The sequence below is a fragment of the Paenibacillus gallinarum genome (assembly GCF_014836635.1).
Taxonomy (GTDB): domain Bacteria; phylum Bacillota; class Bacilli; order Paenibacillales; family Paenibacillaceae; genus Paenibacillus; species Paenibacillus gallinarum.
This window is the reverse complement of sequence record NZ_JACSQL010000013.1, coordinates 18862-40466: the sequence shown is the minus strand read 5'-3', so window position 1 is coordinate 40466 and position 21605 is coordinate 18862. Positions and strand designations below refer to the sequence as shown.

Genomic DNA, 21605 nt, shown 5'->3' with positions numbered 1-21605 from the left:
ATAGGTTTGCTAATTGTTATACAATAATTCTTGATCATCTACTGACACATAGTGTACTATTTCAGTGATATTTTATGGATAATTTTTACAGTAAAATGCTATACTAAATAATGATTTAGTCAATCGCGTTTTAATGTCTCACATTTGATCTAAAGGAGCTAAGCTGATGAAATTGCTAACCATGCATCAATTAGCAAAATGGATATGTATTCTATGTGTAGGTACGCTCATATTCAATGGTTTCTTGTATTATCAATTTCAAAAGCAAGAACTCCTGTACAGTCTTGTTCCCGCCATTGTGCTAGCCTTAATTACAGGTATGTTCTTACTCACTGCAGCTAATAAAAAGGCTTGAGCATTTTAGTAAAAAGCGTCTCCCATCCGTTAGGTTAGGAGACGCTTTTTACTATGATTTATCATTATTCTCTTTTTACGAAAAAACCTTCTTACACATATTCTTCCACTGAATTGCTTCTTGTTCTCGATGTGCCTCTGCAAACTCCTCTGCAATTGCTTCAAATTCACCTTCTATAATAAGAAGAGAATCGGGACTGTGTGTCGATATCATCCGCTCATAAGCAACCACTGCCTGATCTACCCCTTGATGGACCATCACTTCCGCAAGAGGTCTTGCAATGGCATAAGGAATATCTTTCGGTTCTTCTCCAAGCACAATATCCATCAGAGTTCTATTCAGCACCTGTAACCCTATATGATCAGCATTACACATTAGAATTACCGCAGATCCTGTATCCGGCAACAAAAGAAAGTTCGAACGAAAACCTGTATCCCTTCCACTGTGTGAAAGTACTCTTGCTCCCTTATAGTCACCCATAAACCAAGCACAGCCCACATCACTCATCTGCCCGCCCCAACCTGTCTCTGCATGTGGTGACCACATTTCCTGATAACTTTTTCGGTGTAGGATCGGTGTGGACTTTGTGAAAGGAGTGCTCTTCCCTGCTGCACCAGAAGCTGCCAAATGTACAAGAGCTGCCTCGCACATCTCCTGTGCACTCGATAGAAGAGTCGAACTTGGCCCATGAGCCCGGTGATAAGGGAAGATCTGGCTCACACATGTCCCGTAGCTCCCTTTTGCATCAAAAACATGGGGACTAGCGATCTGCTTTGGATTTACATTCCGTTTATAAAAATCACTAAGGTTCATCCCCATCGGATTCAAGAGATATTTTTTCATATAGGACTCAAAAGATAACCCCGAAATTCGGCTGATGAGATGACCCAAGATTTCATATCCGATGTTGCTGTAACTGAACTGCTCTCCAGGAGCCGCGTCCAGGCTCTTGTCACGAATCCCGCGTACATAATGCTCAAGCGCATATTCTTCATATACAGGAGAATGCCACTCATAATCCTCTTCATCCGGCATGCCGGAAGTGTGGCTCAGCAGCTGGCGAACCGTAATCTCACTCGCCCTGTCATCCTTCATCAGAAAATAAGGAATAAGATCTGCAATCTTACTATCTAGAGAAATGGCTCCCTGCTCTACAAGCTGCATGACTGCACTTGCTACAAAGGTCTTCGAGACGGAAGCCGTATGAAACAAGGTATCCCCTTTTACGGGTTCACTTGTCTCTATATTTTTCACACCATAGCCGTCTGCTACGATGATTTCATGTTCATGGACAATGCCGACAGCAAGCCCAGGCACACCTGTATTTTTCATAAATTGCTGAATGATCTGATCTGCTCTTTGTTTCTTTGTCATCAATATTTCTGCTTTCATTCTTCCTCCGATTTCTGGCCATAACTATGGCAATGTATCTGTATTTTTTCCGTCTTTCTGTACTCGATGGACTCGCTCTGTAAACTTGCTGCATTGGTTATAAAGGATCAATGGGTACACCCCTCTTCGTTTTTTTAGTAAGTCTTACTTTAGTAATAATATACCAATTTACATTTTATGGCATTGTATTAAATAGATATAATTAAACTCTACGAATCGCCTCCACCGATACGTATTCCACTACATGTAAGGTTGTGAAGTAAGAAGCATCTAGGATAAAATAGGATAATGTTTATTTATATGGAATAATTATACTTCGTAAATCGTCATTAACAGCACCCCCTGTAGAGAAACTTACATAAGTAAATGGAGGACGAATGCATGAGTGAAAAACGTGTTATTACTGCCGAAGATCTGTACCGCCTAGTCTGGACCAGTGATCCATCCGTATCCCCAAATGGTGATCGTATTGCCTATGTATCTAAAAGGGTCAATCCGGACCGAGATGGTTATCACTCTCATATCCGCATACTTGAACGAAACAGCCACGTAGATATGCCTTTTACCAATGGAGAACAAGATAGCAATCCTCTTTGGTCTCCCGATGGCAGCAAGTTGGCCTTTTTACGTAACAAAGAAGGGCAACGTCAAATTTGGACAATCGCTGTAAATGGAGGAGAAGCGCAGGTTGTTACCTCGGCGAAACATGGGGTCAGCGGATTTCAATGGTCACCGAACAGTTCGCAGCTGCTGTATCGTAGCCAAGCTCCTTCTGCGAAAGAAGAGTCTTCTATAGAAACCGACTTAAGTAATACATCAAAGACCACCCATCCTAAACCGTTGGAAGAAGAAATTATAGATCGCTTGCGATACAAAGCAGACGGTGGCGGCAGGTGGAATGGCCGCAGATCTCACTTGTTTGTACATACACTTGGAAATACGGAAGCAACTCAGCTAACAACGGGTGACTACGATATTGGCGATTTTTGCTGGTCACCGGATGGAAGTCAGATTGCATTCACTTCAAGTATAGCGGAGGAACATAGTCTAGAAGATCTCGATCTCAGTCTGATGAATGACGTCTATGTCATGACAAATAGCGGAGAAAATCGCCGTAAATACACATCGTCCAATACAACCATTTATTCGGTTTGTTTCTCTCCGGATGGACACTCTTTAGCCGTGTTTGGAAGTGATCATTCCCACCTTAATGCCACTCATGCCGGACTGTACATTAGATCATTAGAAGAGGATGCTGCTTGGAAACCGTTAACCAAGTCGTATGATATCCAGCTAACGAACTCCATGGTGTCAGATATGCGTTCCGGTATTCGTTCCAATGGTCCTGTATTTAGTGAAGACGGTGCTTACCTTTACGCTCTTGTTACTCGTGAAGGCGGCGTTCATCTAGCAAAAATTGCCGTAAACGGCGAAGGATATGAATGGGTGTCGTATGGTAAGCGAGATATTTATCAATTCGAATTGTTGAAAGACGGTCATTTTATCCTTGCAGCAGCAGACCTTACTCATCCTGGTGATTTATATGAACTCGATCCTGAGACTGGGCAAGAGTACCGACTTACACAGCATAATGAAGAATTACTAAACGAGCTGATCATTGCTACACCCGAAGAATTCCAAATGGAAGCTTCTGATGGCGCTTCTCTTCAAGGATGGATTATGAAACCGGCAGGTACGAAAAAAGGAGACAAAATCCCTACCGTGCTTGAAATTCATGGTGGGCCGCATGCCATGTATGGATACACCTTTATACATGAATTTCAGTTGCTCGTGGCAAGAGGATACGCGGTAATCTACACCAATCCGCGCGGCGGGTATGGATATAGCCAAGAATTCGTGAGTAGTGTACGAGGCGATTATGGCGGAAGAGACTACCAAGATTTAATGGAATTTACCGATTATGCGGTTGCTCATTATGATTATATTGATGAAGAAAGACTGCTTGTTACGGGAGGAAGCTACGGCGGTTTTATGACAAACTGGATAGTCGGTCATACGAACCGCTACAAGGCAGCGGTAACTCAGCGTTCCATCTCCAACTGGATTTCATTCTATGGGGTAAGCGACATCGGTTTCTTCTTCACCGAAGATCAGATTGGCGGGAATGTTTGGGAGAATACGGAACTTTTATGGAAACACTCCCCGCTAGCTTATGTTCACAAAATAGAGACGCCGCTCCTTATTTTACACGGTGAGGAGGATCTTCGCTGCCCGATCGAACAAGCAGAGCAGCTGTTTAATGCCTTGAAACGTTTGGGCAAGAGAACACAGTTTATTCGTTTCCCTAAAGCTAACCATGACTTATCGCGCGGCGGTCATCCAAGACTTCGGGTAAAACGCCTGAACCATATTGTTCGCTGGTTTGATGAGCATAAAGATCTGTAGGATCGTATCGCAAATCAATTATTTAATCATTAGGAATCATCCCCTCTTTTAACCAAATAAACGAAAAGGATAGCCAGAACAAATCTTGTTCTGGCTGTTTTTTCTACTATAAAAACACATCGTACATTGTAAGTCTCCTAGATCAACTGTTTGCCTGCTCCGGCAATGATTTGTTTGACCTTCATTTCCAGGTTGATGATGCTCTCTTTCTGGGCAACAATCTCCCCCGCAATCGTTGCCAGCTTTGTTAGCGAGGCGAGCACTTCTGCGCCTTCTTTCTTCTTCACAATGACATTGAAGTTTTTCATTTCTGCGGTGAATCGCTTTTTCGCTGCACTCATATTACTTTTCGTTGATTTGATCTGAACTTTTACAGGGTCTTGTTGAGCGAGTGAGTTTTTCACCTTTTTGACCGCTTCATCACGGGTTTTCTTTGCTGCGCTGAGCTTGTCCTGCTTTCTTCGAATATCTTCTTTTGCCAAGATAACCGCTACTTTTGTCGTATCCACTTGTGCTTTTACGGCAGCAGTCAGTTCCTTGTTTTTTATTTTTCGAGCGAGAGCCAGCTCTTTGGTGAGTGAAGAGTATAGGGTGAACAGCGGTTCATATCGTTTCTTTGTACTGGTCACATCTTGATTAAGTGTCGCGATTTTGTCTGCCTGATGCTGCTTTAACCGAGTACGCAGTCTAGCTTCCGCTTCTTTGTTCTCATAATAGATGGCTGAGGTCTGCTGCGAAAGAGAAGTATCTTTTTGCTGTAAGCTCACAAGATTCGCTTCTTGCTTCGTCAAAGCCTGGGCGATAGAAGTCGTTGATAAAGTTTTTGTCTGCGCGAGCATCTTCTTACCGGTAATGGACAGTTCAAAACCGGCCGCTTCTACAGACGGCATCACCGTCATTGTCATAAGTAAACTGGCAGCGAACAAGGAGATGACTCCTTTTTTACAAATCGATAGTAACCTGCTTTTTCTGTCCCTAGTCTTGTTGCTATTCCGCTCCAAGAGACCGCTCACTTGTTCCTTCTGCCTGCTGCATTCCTTTTCTTTTATCACTTGATTACCTCTTTTCCGGATCAACATAAACGCAAAAAAACCCGCAAGAAGAGGCTGATTCGCCTTCTCTTACGGGTTCTTCCCATATATGTTGTTCCTGTATAAATTTTCTTATCCTTTTATATATACTGTATTCTCTCTCTAACCGTCAAGCTAATCTAGCTCTGTTTAACCCTTTTTTAACTATTTTTCTATTTCGAAAAACTTTTTCTATATTTCTTTTTACTGTAACCCTTCAGGAAAATCCTCCAGCGACCAGATGATGATCTCTCCATTAGTAAGAGTGACCTTGACGAGATAAGGATAACCCTTCTCATTATACTCTCTATATACACTAAAATCCTTTTGATTTAGGATAATACTCTCTTTATCCTCTTCTTGCGTTACCCGAGTTTCCCCTGCCAGTTTAGCCATAAAATGATAGTAATCCAATGTAGGATCGTTCGCATTCCGATCTAGCACAAAGCCGGTGTTTTCGACATTTCGTGTAATCGTCATGGAAGTAATATCAGTTGGAGTCATACGTACTTGATCGGCATACCCTTTTTCCTCCAGCCAAGCTTCAAGCTGCTTATACGATTTATTCCAGTTTCCATTATAATTATTATTTCTATTTTCAACATTATAGAATTCGACATATGCCCAAGCCATTTGATCTCTTGCCTTACGCTGTTCTTCATAACTCGCATTCATCATTTCTTGAATAAACAGCGCTTTAAACTCTTTAATTTCATTTTGGTCCGTAATTTCAATCCGGCCACCTCCATATGGACTATCTAATATGATTCGGGAGGTCGGATTCTCATCCAGTTGTTTTAATTCATAGGTCAGCTCCTTATAATACGAACTCTCCATAATTGGTTTCAGATAATCCTCAAATTCCGAAGCCGTAATTCTATATTTACGTATAACCCGGTGACCGTTCTTCAGTTCATACCCAATGGTAACGTCAATAGTGTCACTGGTATACTCTTCATTTTCATCTAGTTCTCCTCCCTGATGTTTATTCACTAGAGTCTGATGGAGATTTATCACAGCCGCAACGTACTCTTCGTCTTCTGTAAAATAAGAACTTAAATTAATTTTCTTCAACTGTCCTGAAGAATCATATTGATTAGCAAATGAAAAATCCGAATCACTATACAGTACACTTTTTACATCCGCTTGTTCAGGAACACGCGACTCATATCCACCGATACCCGATACAGGAATATACAGAATAGCCGCCAGCGTAATCAGGTAGATTACACCATGTACAAGTACCTTCCGCGAAAACACCAACCAAGTACGATGAAGGAACATCTGCACAACAAGATATCCGAATCCCCCTCCAACGATATAGCCGATAATCAGCATTCCTCTACTGTTCTCTCTCATGCCAGACAGATAAAGACCCGCAACCAAGGAGCAGAACAACATGATGAGAATGATAAATAAAGGGGTGAGAAAACGGTATACGATCGTCTGACTTGCCGCTGCCCCGTCTCTTTTGCGATAAAGAAAATATCCAACTCCCAAAAAGAAGAGGGCAAGTACGAGATACATCGTAAGTTCAAACCAGCCAAAAGGTTCTCTTGAGGCTCCCGCAATTCGGAGCATAGGGGTTACTTTTTCTAATGTGAACAAGTTACTGTACCCATTTTCAAAATAATAATCATGAAATCCGAACAAAAACTGACGTATATGCATTATACCTAGCACCATGAGCCACGCTGGCGTAAATAACAGCCCATAGGTTAGGACCATCTGAATCAGCGTTTGTCCAAAACATATCGCCAGTAAAATAGTAAACGCACATACAAATAGCCCCAGGATCGTGTATATAATCCCGAACTCCCATACCGCCGTAAGATCATATATGTAATAATCGGCGTAGGGTCGGATCAGCGCCGAAAGAACAGCCGTTATCCATACCGGAACCGTAATGAGTACAAGTGCACTGCATAGGTGCGATGTTAACAGCTGGCTTCTTGTGATCGGCAGTCCATGGTAGAGATCCGACGGCGCCTTCGCGTGAAGATAACGAAAGATAAACGTTCCTGCAAGCACGGGGAAAATGAGCAATAAGACAAGAGATATTCCGTTTGTTACTTCGTATAATGAGTTCAATTGTTCAACCGGCTGACCTTCACGAACAGCAAACAACATAAGGAATGGAATGAAAAATAGTAGGGCAAGCAGATATAAAATTCCAATCCATCCATACTGTTTCAGGTCTTGACGAATGATGGCTTTATTGAAGTACGACCTTATGGATGTCATAGCCCACGTCCTCCATTTCATAAATAAATATTTCTTCCAGTGTTAACGGCAGTACATCGAGTAAGTAAGGTTGATACGCTTCAAACACCTTCCTCACTTCTTTTTCATTCCCTTTTACAATAAAAGTTTCTACACTGCCTCGTTTCTCGCCGTGGAGAATGCGTACGTTGTTAGCAAGTGACTCTTCATGAGAATGATCTCGAAAAGCAACCTGGATTTTATGTGTATCTGCTTTCAGATCATCAAGATCCTTCTCTACAATCAGCTGACCGTGATGCATAATGCCGACATGATCGCATAAATCTTCAATTTCTCGCAAGTTGTGAGAAGAGATGATGACGGTAAGTTCACGTTCCGCCGCTTCCTGGAACAGCAGGTTTTTCACCTGTCTACGCATCACCGGATCCAGACCATCGATGGGCTCATCCAGCAGTAAAATATCCGGCATACAGCTGAGCGCCAGCCAAAAAGCAGCTTGCCGCTGCATCCCCTTGGACATCCGGTGCAGCTTACGTTTCCTATCTAGTTTAAACACCGAATCTAACTGCTGATAACGCTCATCACTCCAACTGGGATAGATTCTTTTATAAAAAACAGCCATCTGATCTAAAGAGGTCTGCGGGAAAAAGTAAGGGATATCCGACATGAAAATAATCCGCTGTTTCAGTGCGTTATTCTCATATACAGGTGCACCTTCAACATTCACGCTCCCCTGATCCGCTTGATAGATACCTGCTATTGTCTTCAGTAATGTCGTTTTACCTGCCCCATTCGAACCTAACAATCCAAAAATACTCCCTTTTCGGATGGTCAGCGACAATTGATTGACTGCCGCTTCGGTCTCAAACAGTTTGGTAACTCCAGATACCTCAATCATGGTTTTCCTCCTGTTCTTTGATATGAATCTCATTCTTTACACTGTTATAGAGAAGTGTAATATCTGAGTCTTTGATGCCTAGATACACCGCTTCTGTAAAGAGCTTCCGCAGCTCTGTCTTTACTTCTTCTCTCCGCTTATCATCCGGTCTATGTTCAGGTTTAGCAACGAAACTTCCTTTTCCTTGCAAAGAATATATGTAACCTTCTCTTTCCAGTTCCCGGTAGGCTTTCTGGATTGTGTTGGGGTTTATCGTAAGTTGTCCAGATAAATGCCTGACGGAAGGTAATTGTTCATCTGGCTGCAATACACCCATCATGATCATCTCCTTCATTCTCTCGATTAGCTGTTCATATATCGGCTTGCGACTGCGCACATCTAACTCAAACATGTGATGCCTCCTTTCTTAACAGGTTGTTCTCGCCCTAATCTCTGTTGACTGAACTAACTGTACTACAACTCATAATACAGTATGTTTTGAACTTGTCAATCTAAATCTTCCGGTAGAAAGTGAAAGTGCTATAATAATAAGATCAAGAATTTACCCTCGTTATATCTCGTATGTACAAGATATATCACCTTACTAGAGGAGATGAGCTATATAATGACCTCACGTGTTCTCATCGTGACTGCAGTAGAAGCGGAGCAAAAAGCAATTGAAAATGGCTTACCTACAGGGTTATCAGCAGATGTTCGGGTGATTGCAGCAGGAGCCGGACCCGCAGCGGCGGCAACTGTAACCTCTGCCGAACTTGCCAAGCATAAGTATCACCTCGTCATTAATGCCGGGATCGGCGGCGGCTTTCCAGCAGAAGCCGAGGTAGGCTCAGTTGTCCTTGCGACAGAAGTGATAGCAGCTGACCTAGGCTCTGAAACTGCAGAAGGATTCCGCAGTGTAGATGAGCTAGGTTTTGGCAAATCAAGTGTGCCTGTAGATCGTACCATCGTTCAAAGATGGGCCGAGGTACTTCAGGGCGAAGAAACCCATGTTTATACAGGGCCCATTCTTACCGTGTCTACCACAACAGGTACAAAATCTACAGCCGATGAACTGCAAAGACGCGTACCCGGTGCTGTCGCAGAATCAATGGAAGGTTTTGGCGTGGGGACCGCGGCAGCACATTTTGGAATCCCTTTTGTCGAGATTAGAGCCATATCCAACGTTGTAGGACCGCGCGACCGTGAAGCATGGCGAATTCCTGATGCACTAAGAGCACTTACACTGGCCAGTTCAAAGCTATTGGAGGTTTTATAAATGAAAATTGTATATTCCCCGTGTCCAAACGACACGTTTGTATTTCATGCACTCGTACATGGACTCGTTCCGAATACACCTGATTTTGAAGTGAGATATGCAGACATTGATATAACGAATGGTCTGGTAACAACGCCAAATGAGTATGATATTTTAAAAATCTCATATGCTGCCCTTCCTTGGCTGTCAGATGAATATCGCTTAATTCCTTGTGGAGGAGCTCTCGGCAGAGGAAACGGTCCATTGGTGCTTACAGCAAATTCAGATACAAACCCAAGTTCACTGCAAGGAAAACGAGTGGCTGTTCCAAGTGAACGCTCCACTGCCTACTTGCTGTTCCGATTATGGGCAGCTCAAAATGTTCCTGGCGGCATCGGTGAAATTGTAGTGATGCCATTTGATCAGATTATGCCAGCTGTTCGTGATGGACAGGTAGACGCTGGTCTCGTCATCCACGAGGCACGTTTTACTTACCCTTCTTACCATCTTCAGCTGATGGCTGATATGGGAACCTGGTGGGAAGCAGATACGGGACTTCCTATTCCGCTCGGTGCTATTGTTGCCCGCCGTTCCCTTGATCCTGCGCTTATCACATCTTGGATTCAAAGCTCCATTGATTATGGATGGAAGCATCCTGAAGCATCTCGCAGCTATATTCTGGAACATGCGCAAGAAATGGACGAGCACGTAGCCCAGCAGCACATTGACTTATATGTAAACGAGTTTACTAGAGAGCTTGGCGATGAAGGTTATCATGCGATCGAAGCTCTGCTCGGCCGTGCTGCCAAAGAAGGACTTGTTCCTGAGATCGATTTTTCTTCCCTACGCAGTTAATAAAATACAAAAAGACAGTAGGCGAACTAGTTTAGGCTAGTTTACCTACCGTCTCAAGCTTTACATATAAATTACCTACTCCGTCTGAAGCTCTGCATCTAGATTACCTACAGTCTGAAGCTCCACTTAAAGTGGAGTTTTTTGTCTTCTTATAAGCAAAAAGACTTTTCGAGTCTGGATTAGATAGAAAATGTCCCATCGGCAGGTTCATATAAAGGCAGAATTAACGTAAAGGTTGACCCCACCTCCGGTACACTATGTACGGTAATTGATCCCTCGTGATCTTGCGCAATTTTTTGACATAACGAAAGTCCAAGTCCTGTGCCCTCATCTTTCGTTGTATAAAAAGGATTGAAAATCTGCTGTAGCATTTCTGGTGGTATACCACTGCCCGTATCTTGAATCCGAATGATTGCATTTTGTTCTAATCTGCTGATTTCAAGGTTAACCTGCCCGGGCGTATCCATAGCTTCCAGTGCATTTTTAACTAGATTCAACAGCACTTGCACGATCTTGTCTCTGTCCATATATATGTAAAGTGAATCATCCTGAATATTTAGCAGCAGTTCATGTCCACGCGATATAGCATCGGATTCTGATAATGATACTACACGCTCCACACATACTTTTAGCGATTCTGCTCTCATATTGCTGGCATGCGGCTTTGAAAATTGCAGAAATTCTGCTGTGAGTTCCGTTACCCTCGTAATCTCACTCATGATTACATCATACCAAGGCTTAATGTTATAGGATTGTACTTTAGAAAGTTGAACAAATCCTCGAATCGCGGTTAGCGGATTACGAACTTCATGGGCCATTCCGGCAGCAAGTTCACCTACTACCTTCATTTTCTCTGAACGAAATAAATCTTCTTCGCGCTGAAGCCATTGTTCTCTGCGAATACGAAATAGCTTGTCCTCTGCCCTTTGAATTAATTGATTAAGATCATCCGTCTCTTCAGGATAATGTGTAATACTGAAAGACACCTGATAACCGAGTTCATCGGGTTCCAGCAGCTGTGCAATATGCGAGGGAGTGTAACATTCTGAGGGGATGAGAATCGCATACCGATCGCCGGCATATCTCGAAATTCCGAATGCGTTAGGAAATATAGACTTAAGCGCTTGTCCAACGGTAGATAAAGCTTCATTACCGCTTTCGAGTCCATCATGATTAAAAGATTTAAAGTTCTGAAGATCAAGCAGCGTCAGGTAAAAGGAGTGTTTCTCTTTAACAAGTTCCTGTATCTGATTCATATAACCAAAATAATTAAGCAGTCCTGTCAAAGGATCATGTGCGGCAAGATAGTTATTTTCCTCAAGAAGCTTTTGTTTCTCTGCTTCCCCGCGCAGAACATGATGAAACACAATGACAACAACGACAGCAGAGATGAGATCAAATATAGTTACAAAAAGGGTGTAAGTATCAATGGGGACATAGGTCAGGCGAACGATCGTGTACTCTAAAATAAGCAAAATGGAGATGGGTAACGTTTTGCGATAACTTTTTTTCTCGTCAAAGACACTCAACATCAATATATAATACAGTATAACGCACCAATTCAGCTGTGTAGAATAATGAAATAACCCTAACATCAGCCATTGGATTTTTTTAAGTATTGGAAATTTGGCATCTAATAAAACACTGCTCAAAAACAAAGCCGCAAACAAAAACATAAACGGCTCATTATGAGATGTATCCAACATACAAGAAGAGATCATGATAAAGAAACAGCCTAAAGGAAAAAAGATTAATTTAATTCGATGTATTAACAACAAGCCGCACTCCCTCATGCATGTACTTTGGACTCGTATTTCCATTTATTGGACAAACATAATCTGTATTATATACTACTATTCCGAATTTTACTGCAGAATAATGACAAATAAACGTAAAATACACTGTTATTTTGCATCCCAAGTAACCTGCTCGAAGAACGGCTTCAAGTATTCTCTACATCACATTCTTTTTCCCTCTCTTCTCTTTAAGTTCAAACGTATTAAATCCCTCCTTTAATTTCTGATGAATCTCTCTAATCTTACGTACATCTTCAAAAGAATATCTACGGCTTCCTCCCTTCGTTCGGGCCGGAAATACAAGCTGCCTCTCTTCATAATATCTAATTTGTCTCTCCGATAGTCCGGTTAACTCCTTCACCATACCAATGCTCATAATTTGATTATCCAATAGAACCACTCCCCATGTTATATTTTATATCATTAACAAGAAGAAATATTCCGTATGTGATTTTGTTTTTTTGATTATGGCAATAATTGTATGTAATTTTTCATTGAAATTCAATATCTATTATAAAATAAAAAACTATGTTAGATTACCTCCCAAAAAATATCACAAATGCTTCTTTTTTTGCTAACATCAGCTATATGACAAACACGCAAAAGGAGCTGATCCCTAATGAGTAAATCGGAACGCCCGCAGGATATGTCCAGAAGACAGTTTCTGACCACGGTCGGAAAAGTTGGCGGATCTCTTGCTGTATTTAGCCTCATGGGGACCATGGGCTTACTTTCACCCGAAACCATGAAAGCTCAAAGCTATACCCCGCCTGGGCAAAATGATCTTTCGCTCACTGGCCGAAAAGGTAAAAAAATCATTATTCTCGGAGCCGGGATCGCAGGCCTTACGGCAGCTTATGAATTAGAAAAAGCGGGATATGATTGTACCGTTCTGGAAGCAAAGCCTTTTGCAGGGGGACGAAACTTCACGGTTCGCCGCGGCACCTCCTTAGCTGAGATCGGTTCAAAAGCTCAATTTGCCCAATTTGACCCAGATTCCTACCTGAATGCAGGTCCCATGCGAATTCCTCAGTTCCACTCCACGCTTGAGTACTGCCGAGAATTTAACATCCCGATCGAACCCTTTAATAACGTGAATGAAAGTGGCTACTACTACAACGAAAACGTGGGTAGCTTGTCTGGTCAAAGGATTCCAAAACGTGCGGCCAAAGCGGATGTCAGGGGCTATGTTTCCGAGATGCTGGCAAAAGCCGTTAACCAGTCTGCACTTGATCTGCCTTTGACTTCCGAAGAGAAGCAGAAGCTTGTCGACTATCTGAAAAGGGAAGGCGATCTAAACGCAGATTTATTCTACCGAGGTTCTTCTCGCGGCGGTTATAAAGAAGCGCCTGGCGGCCATCTGGATGCAGGCGTTGTCCGTGACCCTTTTGACCTGAAAGCCATTATAAACTCTGGTTTCGGTAACTATTTTGGTAATGAATACGGATATGATCAGCAGATGATGATGTTTCACCCCGTTGGAGGCATGGACAAAATTGTACAGGGTTTCGAGAAACGACTCGGCAATCGGGTTAAACTCTCAGCAGAAGTCACTGAAATCCGGCAGTCTGCTGATGGAGTCCGCATTCGTTATAAGCAAAAAAATAAAGAACTAGAACTCACCGGCGACTACTGCATCTGCACGATCCCTCTCTCCGTTTTACGCAAAATCCCAGCAGACTTCTCTTCAAAAATGGCAAGTGCCATTGCTACAACCAAATATGCTTCTGCCGGCAAGATTGGTTTGCAATTTAAGCGCAGATTCTGGGAGGAAGACGAGCATCTTTATGGCGGCAGCAGCTTAACGAACATGGACATTACCCAAATCTACTACCCTCCTACAGACTATATGAGTAAAAAAGGAGTCCTCCTTGGCTACTATGTAACAGGAACGAACGCGGACAAGCTTGGCAGTATGAGCTATCATGAACGTGAGAAACATGCCTTAGCTCAAGGAGCCAAGATTCATCCGCAGTATATAAAGGAATTCGAATCGTCCTACTCTATTGACTGGAAACGTGTCCCCTTCCAAGAAGGAGCCTGGGCAACGTATAGCACAGAAGAACGAGCGGGAATCTATAAGACGCTGTGCGAACCAGATGACCGAATTTATCTGGCAGGTGATCATATCAGTCATATTGTCGCGTGGCAGGCAGGTGCAATTGATTCTGCGCGGTCGGTTGTAGGACATATTCATCAGCGGGTCATGCAGGCGTAGATCAGCGGCCACTTAGGAATTTTAAATAAGAGGAGGAAATACAAAATGAAAAAGACAATCCAAAGGATCATGCTCGCGGGTGTACTGATGGGAAGTTCCAGTATGACTGCATTCGCTGAGAATGCACCTATAGAAGTTAAAGGGACCGTGGTTAGCGTCACTTCCACTCCCCCCGTTTCAAGCACGCCACGCCCAGCGGTAACCACCGATTCCAGTGTAACATTTTACGGCAACCCTACTTCTTCGATTTCTAGTGGAACCATTGTTCCTGAAGGAGCTGCATACCTGTATACGAGTGGTACTGTTCCACCCGTGCTGAATAAAGAGGGAAGCACGATCTATGAGCGGTATGGAGATACCAAGACTCAAGCTGTCGGCGTATTGAAAACCATTGAAAAGCAGCTAACAGATCAAGGACTTTCTATGAAGAATGTCGTATATCTCCGTGCCTACCTAGTGGCAGACACTGCAAAGGAGGACAAGTTCGATTTTGCGGGGTGGAACGAAGCCTACGGTGAATTTTTTAATAATGAGAAAAATCCGGTGAAACCTGCCCGTTCTACCGTTGGTGTTGCTGGACTTGTCAGTTCCGATTGGCTCATTGAAATTGAGGCTGTTGCGGTTTACCCGAAGAAATAAACCTGACTACGAAGGAGAGATGAACGATGCTTCAAAATATAGGAGTTACCGGCATCATTATGATCCTTGTCCTTGTTCTGATTTTATTCGGTCCTTCAAGACTTCCTGAACTTGGGCGAGCCGTAGGACGCACCTTATTCGAATTCAAATCCTCCGCGCGTGAGCTTGTAGGGGATAGCAAAGAGGACGAAGATTCTACGAAGAAAATAGACTAGGTATTTTTCTATATATCCTTCTTATAGATCCCCTCTAGCGATTCAATGCCAGGGGGATTTTCCTTTTCCTTCATCTGATATACTTAAAGTAGTAAGGACTTACTCTATTTAAAGGAGAACCAAATATGCTGCAAGAGAATCAAAAGCCTGAAGAAAAATTACAGCGCTACGGAGTGAGTTATCTTCCTGAATGTTATCTGGAACACTTATATCCTTCCGAAGATGCCTACTACCCCTTTTCTTACGAAGGAGTTACGAGTCATATACAATTCTCAGAAACAGAAATTACACCTTCACTACAAAGTGTGGAATCTTGGATGCCAGAGTGGATGACACAGATCAGTGCATTCCCTATTTACTTATGTGTGGTACTCCCCGCTTATTCAGAAGCAGAATTTAAAATCAAATTTGATGAAATGAGAGCTACCTACCAATTATCTAAAGGAAGAAGAAGCTCCATTTTCGTTGTGAAAGCACTGGGTGAAGAATTATTCCGTAGATTACTCCCCATCATCTTATCCATTGGAAGTAACAATGATATAGCCCTCTGGTCAACTCGTACCCATGCTTTTCAAGTAGTGGAGAAAGAACTAATCTATAGAAAACAAAAACGCAAGAAAAAGTTGACGATCGAAACCAAAGCTACAGATTATGAGATGAAGGTCGTTCTTGAGCCAAATACTTCTGTATTCTGGGTTGGCCATGATGCAGACGACCTTCATCTTCTCTCATCGGACCCTCAAATGGCAACTTACAATCGTCTTTGCTCCACTCTACCTGCTACTGTCTTGACCACCCTCGAGGAGCTATCTGACTAATAACCTTATCTAAAAAACCTGAATACGAAACAAAAAAATCCCCTTCACAGAAAACAGGTACATGACGCTGTTTTCTGTGAAGGGGATTCTTATCCATATACACTCTGGTTTACCCTACTCGCTTCGAGTAAGGAACGCTTTTGTCCGCTCCAGCTTCGGATTTCCAAAGATCTGTTCTGGAGTTCCTTCTTCTGCTATCTCACCTTGATCCATAAAGATCACGCGGTCCGCTACATCACGAGCAAAATTCATTTCATGCGTAACAATGACCATCGTCATGTTCTCATCTGCGAGTTTACGAATAACGCGAAGTACTTCTCCAGTCAGCTCAGGATCGAGCGCCGAGGTAGGTTCATCAAAAAGCAGGATTTCCGGGTTCATCATCAGCGCTCTGGCAATGGCAACACGCTGTTTTTGCCCGCCTGATAGATTAGCAGGATAGACATCCCCTTTATCAGAAAGACCGACTTTAGCAAGCAGATCGGCTATCCGTGGCTTTAACGCTGCTTTGCTTTCTTTTTTCACCACTTTCGGGGCAAGTTCCAAATTCTCATTGACTGTTAAATGTGGAAACAGGTTAAAGTGCTGAAATACCATTCCCATGCGAGTCGTAATTCGCTTAATCTCTGCCGCACTCACATACTTTCCATCCGATACAAAGGCTTCACCGCCGATACGAATGCTTCCTCCACTAACTTGTTCTAGATTCACTAAACTGCGAAGCATCGTACTTTTTCCAGAACCCGAAGGGCCTATTACAGCGACTACTTCTCCCGGCTTCACATTAAAATCTATCTTCTTCAACACATGCAAATCACCAAACGATTTTTGCAGATTCGTTACTTCTATCATATTTGTCATTACACGACATCCCTTTGTTGTTTATTCAAATTTGTACTTTCTCTCCAGCGCTTTGAAGACCAGCGTCAGCACAAGTGTCATTAATAAATAGATAATGGCGGCAATCGCAAAAGGCACAATCGTGAAATCTCTGTTCACCGCAGTTTGTGCAAAATGGAGCACTTCCGGTACAGCTACTGCATACAGTAATGCTGTATCTTTTACGAGTGTGATCGATTCATTTGCTGTAGATGGAAGAACTACTCGAATCATCTGCGGTAAGATAACTTTGGTTAGCGTCTGGAATTTGTTCAGTCCGAGTACCTGCGAAGCTTCATACTGTCCCTTATCGATCGACAGCAAGCCACCTCTGAAAATTTCCGCAAAATAGGCTGCGTAGTTCAGCACAAAAGCAAATCCTGCAGCAACCGCACGGTCCATTACGAGATGCTCTCCTACAACTGGCAGCATCGGCAGACCGTAACAGAAGAACAGTAGTTGCAGCAGCAGCGGAGTGCCTCGCATCACATAAATGTACGTATGTGCAAAAGCCGACACCAGCTTAAACTTACTGTTCGCCATCAGTGTGAATAAAAATCCAATCGGAATGGACAAGATAATTGCTGCAAAAAATAGTAAAAGAGTGGTCCGTGCACCTTCTAGCATCGGAAGTGTAATACTCCAAAGATAATCTAATGTCATATTCTCAGGCTCCTAAGTAAAAAGAAAACCGGATAAGAAAATCCCCGGTTTTCAATCCTATTAATGAATTTCTTAAATCAGGTCTAATATGAATGCTATAAGCGTTATTTATGAGTTCAGCTAGGCTTAGCGAAGCACCTTATCTTCACCAAACCATTTTTCCGAAATCGTAGTAGCTGTTCCTTCTTCAATTAATTCGTCTAACGCGGTCTGAAGACTCGTCAGCAATTCTTCATTCCCCTTCTTCACACCGATTCCGTATTCTTCTGGAGACAACGTTTCATCCAAGATTTTATACGTTCCCTCTTCAAGAGACATATAATAGTCAGCTACCACTTCATCGATGATAACCGCATCCAAGCGGCCGCTCTTCAGATCACTTAGAGCAAGTACATTATCGGGGAATTCGGATATACTTTTGATCTGATCTTTGATTGGATTTTCATTCAATGCATCCGAAGCAGAAGAAAGATTTTGCAGCCCTACTTTTTTTCCAGCGAGATCAGCAAGTGATGCAAGTTGTGAGTCAGCCAGCGTTACTACAACCTGACTATTTGTAAGATAAGGTTTCGTGAACAACACTTTGTCTTTGCGATCCTCTGTAATCGTATAGCCGTTCCAGATTAGATCAATCCTTCCACTATTCAGCTCAGATTCTTTTGAAGTCCAGTCGATGGGTTGGAACTCTACTTCTTTACCCATTTTTTTGGCTGCTGCTTTCGCATAATCTATATCAAATCCGACAATCTCATTATCCTTGTCCCGAAACCCCAGCGGGGCGAACTTATCGTCAATACCAATGACAATCTTATCTTCCGCACTTCCGCTTGTATCACTTCCGCAGGCTGCAAGAATAACCACCATCAAACTTAAACTTAATGTTATCCATAATGACTTTTTCATGTTGTTTCCCTCCGTTATATCTATATCAAAACGCTTTAGTTCGCTACCATGTTACCAAAGTAAAACTATCATATCACAAAATAAGTGAAGCTGCCAAGAGGGAATGAAGAGCTGGAGTGCTCCAGTGGTAGATGAGGGTTCGGATCGTCGTTGGATTTGAAGTGCTTCAGAGACAGATGGGGGTTCCGATCCTCGCCAAGAACTGGAGCGCTTCAGTAGCAGATGAGGGTTCGGATCGTCGTTGGATCTGGATTCGCACGGTTGACTCTCATAGATGTAAGCATCCAGCTCCAAATACGAACGCTCCGCTTCTTCACCCCCATTCTGCCTCTTCCGCTCTTGGCCCTTCTCTTATTTTTAAAGAGCAGGGAGATGAGGTATTGTTCCTCTATACCTCACTCTAAGGAAGGAACAACACTTCAGCCTTTGGTTGTAGGCTATACAAAAATAAAAAAAGATAGAGATTCAGAATCGCTCTGAAGTCTCTATCCTTTTTGTTACATGCCCTTGCTTTGCTATTCCTACTAAGAGTTTCGTACTGTCACAATATAGCTTTGGTTCGCATCTACAAGGAAGGAAATAAGTCCGTTACTCAGGTCTGTCTTGCTAACTTCCAATCCGTCTGTTGTTCTTACGACAAGGGTATCTGCTTTCATTCCTTCTATACAAATGGTGCAAGTACCCGATTGATCGGGCTTTATCTCTGCTTCTTTCAGCTTGCCTTCAGACCAGGAAATAGCAACTTCGTAACCTCCGCGTGCGCGCAGTCCACGAACACTTCCTGCCGCCCAAGCATCTGGAAGAGCCGGAAGAAGTTCGATATATCCCAGATGGGATTGTAGAAGAAGCTCAATAATTCCTGATGTTGCCGCAAAGTTGCCGTCAATTTGGAATGGCGGATGTGCGTCGAACATGTTCGGGTACACGCCGCCGCTTTCATAGCGTTCGGAACCATCTCGTACGAGCTGTAACAGATTCGAAATAAGGCGATGCGCCCGGTTTCCATCTTTGAACCGTGCCCACAGTCCGACTTTCCAACCAAGACTCCAGCCCGTCCCTCCATCGCCGCGCCGCTGCAGCGATACTTTCGCAGCTTCCATTAGCTCCGGTGTATCTTTTACTGTCAGCTGGCGGCCTGGGTATACTCCGAAGAGATGAGAAACATGTCTATGCTCCACATCTTCGTCTTCATAATCATGAAGCCATTCCTGCAGCTGTCCATACTTCCCAATCTGCAGTGGAGGAAGCTCATCCCTACGCTGCTGAAGCTCTTTTGCAAACTCCTCGTCTTCACCGAGAATTGCTGTCACTTCGATAAGATTCGTAAACAGATCATAGATTAAAGCCAGATCCATCGTTGCTGTCGTAGTCACCTGATGAAGCTCCCCATTCACGCGGAAGCGATGCTCCGGTGAGGTCGAAGGTGCCGTATACCAAGAACCGTCTTCTCCTTGAATCAGCCAATCCAGACAGAACAAAGCGGCTTCTTTCATGATCGGATACGCTTTATTTCTAAGGAAATCGGTGTCTTGTGTAAATACATAATGCTCATATAAATGCTGGCACAGCCATACGCCGCCCATCTGCCATAATGCCCATATCGGATCCCCATGTCCAAAAGCACCAACCGGTGCAGTCTGTCCCCAAAGGTCAGAATTATGGTGAGCTACCCATCCGCGTGCGCCATAGTTAATCTCAGCTGTCTTCTTACCATTAACGGAGAGTCTAGTAATTAGATCAATTAAAGGTTCATGACACTCGGATAAATTCGCCGTTTCAGCTGGCCAGTAATTCATTTCGGCATTGATATTCAGCGTATAATTACTACTCCATGGTGCTCTCGTTTCGTGATTCCAGATTCCTTGCAGATTGGCAGGTTGTGTTCCTGAGCGTGAGCTTGAAATGAGCAAATAGCGGCCATATTGAAATAAAAGCTGAACCAGATAAGGGTCTTTCCCGCCATATTTTACGATACGCTCATCGGTAGGCAGATCTTCTGATTCGAGAGCCGGTCCAAGATCAAGCGTTACCCGATTATAAAGCTCCTGATAATCTTCCACATGACGATTCCGCAGGTCTTCATATTCATACGCAAGAGCTTTTTCCAGATCATTTCGTGCATGGAGAGACTCATCTTTGCCTTCTTTTCCCGGAGAGCGATCATAACCGTTAAAGCTTGTTGCGCAGCTAAAATAAAGAGTTGCCTGATCTGCACCTTCCACCCGAATCCCGGTGGCATGAGTTCCCGCGCTTCCTCCCTTATGGCGAACTGCTACTCTTCCTTCAAAGCGCATTGCATCCGTCTCACCTGGTTTGCCATAACGAATTGGATCATCGGCCGGATAATAACTTGGATGCACAACCTCAGGCGCGTACCCTTTGATAATCGCTTGGTTCTCCTCAGCTTCTGTTTCATGACGAAGAAGACTGCTAAGACTCGCATGGAAAGACAATCTTCCCGGTACGCTTGCTTCTAGATGGACAACGATGACCTGATCAGGGTGGGACACAAAGATTTCCCTTGTATATGTTGTATCTCCAATACGGTATGTAGTTTTTGTTATTCCATCCGTGAGATCCAGTCTCCGGTTATAATCTGCTGTAATATCTCCATGATCAAACGTAATCTGTAAGTCACCAAAAGGCAGATAAGACTGCGTATAAGCCCCTAGCATTTCCTTCGTCAGCTTGTCTGCTTCAGCATATTTCTCTTCCTTTATAAGCTGTCTCACCTGCGGAAGCACTTCTTTGGCACGAGGATTATTCCAATCTTTCGGCGGACCTGACCATAATGTATCTTCATTCAGTTGTAAACGTTCCTGCTCCACACGCCCAAACACCATTGCCCCTATTCTTCCGTTCCCAATCGGCAGTGCTTCGGTCCATTCCTTAGCAGGACGGTTATACGTTAAAAACATATCGTCTCCTCCAATATAATCACTATTGTTATTGCAGATAATCTAAAACGTTTTAGAACATCTGTAAACCTTTATTGTCAAGGCAATAAACCATGCAAATCTCGTCTTTCATGTAAGCGGATT

20 protein-coding genes are annotated in these 21605 nt (G+C 43.2%); 9 read left to right on the top strand and 11 right to left on the bottom strand.

What is annotated here, in order from left to right; all coding sequences use genetic code 11:
- The first annotated feature begins 166 nt into the window (after positions 1–166).
- On the top strand, positions 167–355 hold the full coding sequence (locus tag H9647_RS20985; RefSeq protein WP_191803713.1) for a hypothetical protein: 189 nt from the start codon (positions 167–169) through the stop codon (positions 353–355).
- Positions 356–430: 75 nt separating this feature from the next.
- Here H9647_RS20985 and H9647_RS20980 read toward each other — a convergent pair whose 3' ends face one another.
- A complete protein-coding gene (locus tag H9647_RS20980; protein ID WP_191803711.1) occupies positions 431–1747 on the bottom strand; it encodes a serine hydrolase domain-containing protein in 1317 nt (438 codons plus the stop codon).
- 381 nt (positions 1748–2128) lie between these two features.
- Between H9647_RS20980 and H9647_RS20975 the strand changes: the two genes are divergently transcribed.
- The gene (locus H9647_RS20975) at positions 2129–4153 is read left to right on the top strand and encodes a S9 family peptidase (protein ID WP_191803709.1); all 2025 of its coding nucleotides are present in this window, start codon (positions 2129–2131) and stop codon (positions 4151–4153) included.
- A 137-nt stretch (positions 4154–4290) separates the two neighbouring features.
- On the opposite strand, the gene H9647_RS20970 is transcribed toward H9647_RS20975, so the two are convergent.
- The 4 genes from H9647_RS20970 to H9647_RS20955 form a co-directional block, all read right to left on the bottom strand.
- Entirely contained in the window at positions 4291–5205 is a 915-nt protein-coding gene (locus H9647_RS20970) for a hypothetical protein (protein WP_191803707.1), read from the bottom strand.
- Between the two features lie 222 nt (positions 5206–5427).
- Positions 5428–7467: a DUF6449 domain-containing protein gene (locus tag H9647_RS20965; protein WP_191803705.1), complete on the bottom strand. Its 2040-nt coding sequence runs from the start codon at positions 7465–7467 to the stop codon at positions 5428–5430.
- Positions 7439–8344 (bottom strand): ABC transporter ATP-binding protein, encoded by a 906-nt coding sequence (locus H9647_RS20960; RefSeq protein WP_191803703.1) that lies wholly within the window; start codon positions 8342–8344, stop codon positions 7439–7441. Before H9647_RS20960 ends, H9647_RS20965 begins: the two co-directional genes overlap by 29 nt.
- Positions 8337–8735: a GntR family transcriptional regulator gene (locus H9647_RS20955; RefSeq protein ID WP_191803701.1), complete on the bottom strand. Its 399-nt coding sequence runs from the start codon at positions 8733–8735 to the stop codon at positions 8337–8339. The genes H9647_RS20960 and H9647_RS20955 overlap by 8 nt, the downstream gene beginning before the upstream one ends.
- A 213-nt stretch (positions 8736–8948) precedes the next feature.
- Here H9647_RS20955 and H9647_RS20950 point away from each other — a divergent pair, with 213 nt between their 5' ends.
- Both H9647_RS20950 and H9647_RS20945 read left to right on the top strand, forming a co-directional pair.
- Positions 8949–9599: a futalosine hydrolase gene (locus H9647_RS20950; RefSeq protein ID WP_225229462.1), complete on the top strand. Its 651-nt coding sequence runs from the start codon at positions 8949–8951 to the stop codon at positions 9597–9599.
- Complete coding sequence (locus H9647_RS20945; protein WP_191803697.1) at positions 9600–10433, top strand: 1,4-dihydroxy-6-naphthoate synthase; 834 nt, start codon at positions 9600–9602, stop codon at positions 10431–10433.
- A 179-nt stretch (positions 10434–10612) separates the two neighbouring features.
- Here H9647_RS20945 and H9647_RS20940 read toward each other — a convergent pair whose 3' ends face one another.
- Together H9647_RS20940 and H9647_RS26055 are read right to left on the bottom strand one after the other, a co-directional pair.
- The gene (locus H9647_RS20940; RefSeq protein ID WP_225229461.1) at positions 10613–11965 is read right to left on the bottom strand and encodes an ATP-binding protein; all 1353 of its coding nucleotides are present in this window, start codon (positions 11963–11965) and stop codon (positions 10613–10615) included.
- Between the two features lie 421 nt (positions 11966–12386).
- Positions 12387–12605, bottom strand: a complete 219-nt coding sequence (locus H9647_RS26055) for a MerR family transcriptional regulator (protein WP_191803866.1) — start codon at positions 12603–12605, stop codon at positions 12387–12389.
- A 243-nt stretch (positions 12606–12848) separates the two neighbouring features.
- Here H9647_RS26055 and H9647_RS20930 point away from each other — a divergent pair, with 243 nt between their 5' ends.
- The 4 genes from H9647_RS20930 to H9647_RS20915 all read left to right on the top strand — a co-directional run bounded on the left by H9647_RS20930 (position 12849) and on the right by H9647_RS20915 (position 16119).
- The gene (locus H9647_RS20930) at positions 12849–14447 is read left to right on the top strand and encodes a flavin monoamine oxidase family protein (RefSeq protein WP_191803695.1); all 1599 of its coding nucleotides are present in this window, start codon (positions 12849–12851) and stop codon (positions 14445–14447) included.
- 45 nt (positions 14448–14492) lie between these two features.
- Positions 14493–15086, top strand: a complete 594-nt coding sequence (locus H9647_RS20925; protein ID WP_191803693.1) for a RidA family protein — start codon at positions 14493–14495, stop codon at positions 15084–15086.
- 26 nt (positions 15087–15112) lie between these two features.
- Positions 15113–15301: a twin-arginine translocase TatA/TatE family subunit gene (locus H9647_RS20920; RefSeq protein ID WP_191803691.1), complete on the top strand. Its 189-nt coding sequence runs from the start codon at positions 15113–15115 to the stop codon at positions 15299–15301.
- Between the two features lie 125 nt (positions 15302–15426).
- Positions 15427–16119, top strand: a complete 693-nt coding sequence (locus tag H9647_RS20915) for a hypothetical protein (RefSeq protein ID WP_191803689.1) — start codon at positions 15427–15429, stop codon at positions 16117–16119.
- A 114-nt stretch (positions 16120–16233) separates the two neighbouring features.
- On the opposite strand, the gene H9647_RS20910 is transcribed toward H9647_RS20915, so the two are convergent.
- The 3 genes from H9647_RS20910 to H9647_RS20900 form a co-directional block, all read right to left on the bottom strand.
- Positions 16234–16980, bottom strand: coding sequence for an amino acid ABC transporter ATP-binding protein (locus H9647_RS20910; RefSeq protein ID WP_318245347.1), 747 nt, complete (start codon positions 16978–16980; stop codon positions 16234–16236).
- 21 nt (positions 16981–17001) lie between these two features.
- Positions 17002–17661, bottom strand: a complete 660-nt coding sequence (locus tag H9647_RS20905; protein ID WP_191803687.1) for an amino acid ABC transporter permease — start codon at positions 17659–17661, stop codon at positions 17002–17004.
- A 126-nt stretch (positions 17662–17787) separates the two neighbouring features.
- Positions 17788–18525: an amino acid ABC transporter substrate-binding protein gene (locus H9647_RS20900; protein WP_404822644.1), complete on the bottom strand. Its 738-nt coding sequence runs from the start codon at positions 18523–18525 to the stop codon at positions 17788–17790.
- 170 nt (positions 18526–18695) lie between these two features.
- Here H9647_RS20900 and H9647_RS20895 point away from each other — a divergent pair, with 170 nt between their 5' ends.
- On the top strand, positions 18696–18968 hold the full coding sequence (locus H9647_RS20895; RefSeq protein ID WP_191803683.1) for a hypothetical protein: 273 nt from the start codon (positions 18696–18698) through the stop codon (positions 18966–18968).
- 120 nt (positions 18969–19088) lie between these two features.
- On the opposite strand, the gene H9647_RS20890 is transcribed toward H9647_RS20895, so the two are convergent.
- The gene (locus tag H9647_RS20890) at positions 19089–21482 is read right to left on the bottom strand and encodes a glycoside hydrolase family 95 protein (protein ID WP_191803682.1); all 2394 of its coding nucleotides are present in this window, start codon (positions 21480–21482) and stop codon (positions 19089–19091) included.
- Positions 21483–21605 lie beyond the last annotated feature (123 nt).